The sequence below is a fragment of the Candidatus Omnitrophota bacterium genome (genome assembly GCA_028693815.1).
Taxonomy (GTDB): domain Bacteria; phylum Omnitrophota; class Gorgyraeia; order Zapsychrales; family Aceulaceae; genus Aceula.
The window spans coordinates 1-6,661 of sequence record JAQUUP010000042.1 but is presented as its reverse complement, the minus strand read 5'-3'; the positions used below and the strand labels follow the sequence as shown (position 1 = coordinate 6,661).

Here is a 6,661-nt window from a genome sequence, read left to right as displayed (position 1 = left end):
TAGTCTTCTTTTTTCCATTCTTTTATCTCTTTTCTCTCTTCTAACTTCTAACTTCTTTTCTCTCTGCAGATTTATCCTCATTGAAACCTAAGAAACCTGAAAAATCTGTCACAGGTGTAATATTAATGATAATCGGTACAAAGCCTTCGATACTGCTAGAGGTGATATTTTTCATATCCAAAGGAATATTAAAATCAATCTCATCGCCTTTGGTAGTCACGTTCATATTTTCAGCGTTGAAATCAATTCCACCCTTCATATCAGACGATGCGGTTTGAGCAGAATCAATTTGATCCTCTGGGCCTTTACCTGGTATCGCCTTTTCATTAAACTTCTCGCCTTTGGCAACCTTTTCTTTGATTTCTTCCAAATAACCTATTTTTCCTTTTTCATCTTCTCCAAAAACTTTGATCTGCTGGTGAAAATCAAAAGGCAATACTCCAGCATTCATATAATGCTCTTCAATCTTAAGCACTGTTTCATCTGAAAAACCAGTACTCCACCGACTGAGGCCTGGGGTTGCTCTATCTATGATGGCACGACGCAACCTCTGACTCTCTATCAAATTCTTAGAGAACTTGCCGTTCCTTTCCCAAAAATGAATATCATCCAAAGTATATCTAGAAGCAATACCTAAAAGAAATTCTGTTAATCGTTTTTTCTGATCATAATCTAAAAAGAAAGCCGCTGTCTCTTGATAAGAAGCCTCTTTTTCTATAGAAGGAAATTCATCCTTTAATTCAGGGTTTAACGCTACGAGCCTAATCCATAACGTTCTAATTAGATCATTAATCTTTTCTTTGCTGAATTGAGACCTCACACTCGATCCAAGCCTTCCAAAAAATAAGCCTTCTAGTCGCTGAACAATCGTTTCACCATCTAAATTTGATTCTTTAAACTCTTCAGGAAAATTCCAGTGATGCTCCGCAACCCCAAGCCCATTTAAACTTAATGGAAAAGCTGCCTTATCATAATGACGATTGCCTGGACTTTTTTTTGTTATTTCTAAAATTTCACCAATAAACGGCTGCTCTTCAATCTTAAAAAGTAGATCATTCAGATCTGGATTATCAATGATTCCAGTCTCAATCCCTTCATCCGGATCAACCCGAATACTTCCTGGCTTACATACTTTCGAAAGAAAACTTTCCGTCTTTGCATGAGAAGGATACGTCTCAATTCTCCAACCAGCATAATTTCTTTTTAAAATTTTAGAAATTGTTTTAAAAACAGGCTCAACGAGCTTCTTTCCTCGAAATTGGGCAATCGTTTCTGGCGTATTGCCCAAAGAAACAAATTTAGCGTTAATAAGCTGCGCTTGAGGATGAGGGTCCTCTGAAACACGATATAAAAACAAATAATCCTCCAAAGAAACATTTGCTTTAGAAATATATTCCTCAAATTTCGCATCAGTTTTTATCAGTTGTGATCCTCACGCCAACATTCCAGATTGAATATTGCTTAACTGATCTGCAATTAAAATGTGTTCAATTTCTCCTTGCTCTGTTTCAAGATCAAGCGAAAGAACAATCAGCCTTTGTGAGTCTATTCCGTCAAACTCTTTTCGCGCTTGTTTCAAAACAGTTTCGCGATCGCCTTTTAAATAAATGCTTATCGGGCTTTTCTGAGGATCCATTTCTTTAAAAATATCCCACAAATCTGTGCCTCCAAACACTTCTGCAATATTAAACAAGGCACTGCTAGCCTCAGCTATTTCTTCTTTACTTGCGCCTAAATCGCCCTCTGCCGCCATATCCGACGATGCGGTCCGAATAGCCAATTTAAACTGCGTCTCCCAATCTTTTCTTTTTTGATCTTTTTGTTTGCTTTGATCTGTCTGCTCAACAACAATACTAAATTTACCCTTTTGGTTCCGGGCACAACAAATATCAGATATAAAGAAACCATCTTGAGACTGTGAATTTAAAATTTCTTTTAATACAATCGCCCACGAACCCTTAAAATAAATAATTGAAAACATAGAAAATGTTACATCATATATTTTATCTGTTAAAATTTTTCGATTTGTAAATTTCTCAAGATCAACATAGTGATATTGAACATCAAAAAGATTTCGAATATTTTCTTTTAGCTGATAATTCTTAGAATCTATTGAATCAAAATATTGGCTGATCATAAGTCTGGTATTTTGCGCACTTAAATTGTCGTCTTCACCCTTAGACTTAAAATATTTTTGAAGATTCTCTCTCAAATAATCTATAGAATATCGCCCTTTCTCGATCTCCAGAAAGTTATCCAAACTAATATCAAAATCATCAACCCGAAGATTCCAAGTTTTTATCCATTTGTCGATTTCATAATCATTCATGGCTTGTTTTTGTGCAAATGAGCGTAAAGCCTCATAAATCATGATCATATTTGTAACGACTTCTTGGCCGGTCGATCCACTCACATGACGGATTGTTATGCTTTTATTATCGCTGTTCTTTTTTCTAATTAAATCCTCTAAAAATTCTTGGTATTCTGCCTCATAAGCTGACGCAAGCCGATAAAACGATGTAATCGTTTCGCCTTGGGGGTCATCTAAGCGAAGTTCTAAAATTGCCTGTATTTCCTCGAGAGCCTGACGACTATTGCTATTAATAAAATCGAGATATCTGTCAAATGTGTCAAGCCCGTTGACTCGTGCCCGATATTCAAAAAATGAAACAAAACATTTTGCTTGATTCTCTCTTGAAAGATCAACACTTCCAAAAGTAAAGTCCTCGGCACCTGAAAACTCATCAATTTTTCTCTGAATGACATCAATAATTTCTAAAGTTTTGCTTAAATTGAGGCTTGCTTGTGACATACTCTTGTCACCACCCTCTCCACCTAAATCATCAGACACTTTTACTTTTTTTGGAAGTTTTCCATTCTTGATTAATTGCTGCCAAACTCTTGACCGTCCTCCATATTCTCGATAAATCTTTTCGTCAAGATTAAACTTCGTCTTTTTCTCTGCAATCCAAGATTCAGCATCACCTAAGCCCTGACGAGTCGCGATATCTACAAGATTAGACAGACCACCTACTTCTTTAAGAAATTCCCCTCCATTCTTGTTAGAAAGTCTTTTAAAACCTTCAACCCATTCGTCTGTTTTTTCTATTCCTTGACTAACAACAACCCGTTGAGCAATCCTCAGACCACCAACTTCATCTTTGATTTCTTCTGCCTTTTTCATAGCCTTAGGAATCCAAATTGGGAAATTCGGATGCCTGTCCATCATAAATAAAATTCTATCACGTGGCACTCTATATTTATCCGCCAAATAATCAACAACCTCGAATGGAACAAGTCTTTTAAGTAGCTTTTCTTTTTGATAAGCAGTCAATTTCCTGCCATCGTAATCTTCAACAATAGATTGCAAACTTAGCGCAAGATCCTCTTTTTCTTTATCCTTTAAACTGCGCAACTCAAGATAATCATGACTCTTAAGAGCTTCAGATTGACGCTGATCAATAATCTCAAATAAATAGATGATTTCAATTGATCCAGATTTCATTCTAGTAAGATTATTAGCAAGATTTTCTGCAACATCCTCTGCCATGTTATGTTTAATAAAAATACCATAAAGCTCATCAAACATTAATTGTTGGCCCTGATTAAAGACTCTGCCTATCATCCCACATTCTAGATCTTCGCGATTAACCAAAGACTTCATCAGATCAACAATTTTTTTTGGAGTTTTTTTTCTAACTTCAGATTGAGGCTCAACATACTTGTTCCACTCTTGCGGGATTAAAATATTATCTTCGTAAAGAACACTACGTTGTCTATTTGAACCAGGAACTACTGTAAAAACTTTAATAAGATTTGAATGATTTCTAGCAAATAAACCATTTAATCCTCTTGTGTCTTTTGGTGGGACGACTTGCTCAACAACAAGCCTTTTTTCTTTCGCTTCAATAATTTTACAAATTCCGAATACTTTATGAAGAACATAATGCGTTTTCTTAGAATTTAATTTTTTGATATCTTGATACGATTTAAGATGAGTCCCCTTTTCTTCAATATCCTTGATAGTAATTGTCGACGAAGTCAGCGAGACAACACTGTCATGATTATCTATCGGACAACTCTGAATATGAGATTTAAATTCTTCAAAATTAGCTTTTACTTCGCCCTCTAAGCGCTGTGCTTTGCGCTCGAATGCGGAAATCGGAATAACAATCCTAGACTCTGTTCTAGCTTGCGCAAGCCGACCTTTTTCAAGAATTACATCGCCACCCTTAGATTTAACTTTCTTAAAAATTGTCTCCCCAATGCCCTCACCCCCTAAATAAACAGTTTGCCTTGACGGATCAAGAAGGTATTTTTTCCGCTCTTTAAAATCTTTTTCTTCTACTGAGTCCCCAATTCCATTATCAAATATAGAAATTACAAAATTATCTTTTTCAACCGTTATTAAAATTGAAATTTTACCTTTATAATTCTCTGGAACACCTTTCGGATTCAAATAGCTATCGTGAACCGCAACAATAGCATCGTATGCATTCTTAAGAGACTCATAAATAGAGCCATCTAATAACCCGCTATAAGTAAACGGAAAATTTTCTCTAAATTTAAAAACAAAAGAATGAAACATGTCATCAATGCGCTGATAATCAGCAGCAATACGGCTATCCACATCTTTATCAAAAGATTTCATGCCATCTGCCTGAAAAACAACCCTAGGTTCTGATCCCCAGAATTGAACGATTTGCGCAGCCATTTCTCGAGTGGTAATTGTTGAACCAGCAGATTCTTTCTTAATAGCCATAATATATAACAATAAATACTCTTTATCATTCTTAGGATTCTTAATCCTCTCATAAAATTCTCTAACTGCCTCTAATCCTTGCCAACTCCCCTCTGAATCATCCCCATGAATTCCAATATCCACAAAATTATTGTTACTCATCAACTTTCCATTTAAAGTTTCCTTTAAAACTTCATTCAAATTTTCCGATGTAATTTTCCCTTTAGAATATTGTTCAATCAAAAGATTTTGAAAATCCCTATTTGTAACTAAAGCTTCAAACCTTGCCCCTTCCGGCACTGAATCAGCAAACATTTTAAAGATTTTGCCCCCTAATCCTTTTTGCTTTTTAGATCGATTACCTGCCAATGATCTCTTGTCTGTGGTATTCTGATCAAAACTTACAGCATTGAGAAACATATTAAACTCATAAATTAAATTTTTACTTTGATCAAGCAAGAAAGAAACAACTGGTTTTGTGCTCTTTTGCCCTTTGGAATCAATTAAATAAATTTTTACATTCGGCACAATTGTTTTTTCGTCTTTTTCCGCAATAATGGTATAGCTCTCAGTTAACCCTGTCTGTTCATCTTTAAACGTCAAAATTTCATTTGAATAAACATTAAGGTTTTCTATAATCTTATTCGCTGACAATAACGGAGACGCCCCCGCTTCCTCTGATGGAGAGCTCGTAAAACTCCCATCTCTAGTATCGAGCTCAGCCTCTTTTTCTATGTTTTCCTCTTCGGCCAACTTTTCCTCTTCCAAAATCTGCAGAGTTACTTCATGCATCATTTCGTAAGTAGGATTATTAAGACCTCTGCCTTTGGCTTCCTTTAAGAGGGTCTCATAATGATCTACAGTTACTCCATATTTATGAGAAAAACTTTCTTCCAAAAATGGATATCCCAGCTCCTTACATTTCTCAAAATCCTCTTTTGCTTTAGTAGCAATATCTTTTTTTACAATACTCAATATCTCGGTTAACGGTGCTATGTCCTTCGCAAAAAATTCCTGTCCTAATTTTTCTTTAAAAAGAGCATAAATGTCCTCAAGAGCTTCCTTGACGTTTTCATCACTTTCGCTCTTAATAACTTTTCTTAACTCATCCCCATCAATTAAAAAATATCTAAAAAACTCTGCTAAAAATTGACTTGGGTGCGGATCTCGAAAATAAGCAAAAGATATCTGCTTTTTTCTGTGCACATTTAATATATTCACTTCATCGCTTTCAAGGAGAAGACGATATCCCTTGTCTTCCATCTTTTTTCGAATAATATTAAAATCTTTCAAAGTTCTTTGCTTCTCGGTTTCTGAAAAATGTGACTCAATGCTATGACCAATTTCATGAGCAATTAAACGCACAATATAACCCAAATCCCAATAAAAAATTGCCCTTGAAGAAATAGAAACTTCCTTTTCTTTTGTATAATGACCTTCACCATCAGCAATGTAATAAGGGAGCTCTACACCAAAAGAGAACTTAACAATATTTGTTAGTGCCTTTTTTGGCATAATAGAAAAAGGAGTGGCTACCAAGCTTCTAAGATCTATCGAGCCAGGCCTAGCCTCATACTCAAACGGAATCTCAAGATCTTTAAATATTTGAGGAACAGAATCGTCATCCAACAAATCCGCATTCTCAGGATCCTTTTGTTTGCTAGCGTTCTTAAAGCTTAAAAGATTAGCTGTAAAGTTATAGATTTTCTTCGCAGTCTTAACAATCACGCTACAAGCCGAAGGATTTTCTGTTGTAGTAAAAGTATTGTTAAGCCCTTCGCCAAAGCCTAGAGATAGACCTCCCGAAAAATACTTTCGTGGGACATTCTTATGAGCATACTCGTCGTATTCAACCTTGATAAAATCACACACACCTTTCTTGAAAGATTCAACATATTGATTATAGATGAGTTGAACATC

The 6,661-nt window shown here is 35.6% G+C and carries 2 protein-coding genes; both read right to left on the bottom strand.

The genetic code is table 11. The features are described from left to right. Positions 1–40: 40 nt before the first annotated feature. A complete protein-coding gene (locus PHY73_08660) occupies positions 41–1,357 on the bottom strand; it encodes a hypothetical protein (protein MDD3375772.1) in 1,317 nt (438 codons plus the stop codon). A gap of 75 nt (positions 1,358–1,432) precedes the next feature. Beyond that, positions 1,433–6,613 carry a hypothetical protein gene (locus PHY73_08655; protein ID MDD3375771.1) on the bottom strand — a complete coding sequence of 1,727 codons (5,181 nt, stop codon included), beginning with the start codon at positions 6,611–6,613 and terminating at the stop codon, positions 1,433–1,435. Positions 6,614–6,661 lie beyond the last annotated feature (48 nt).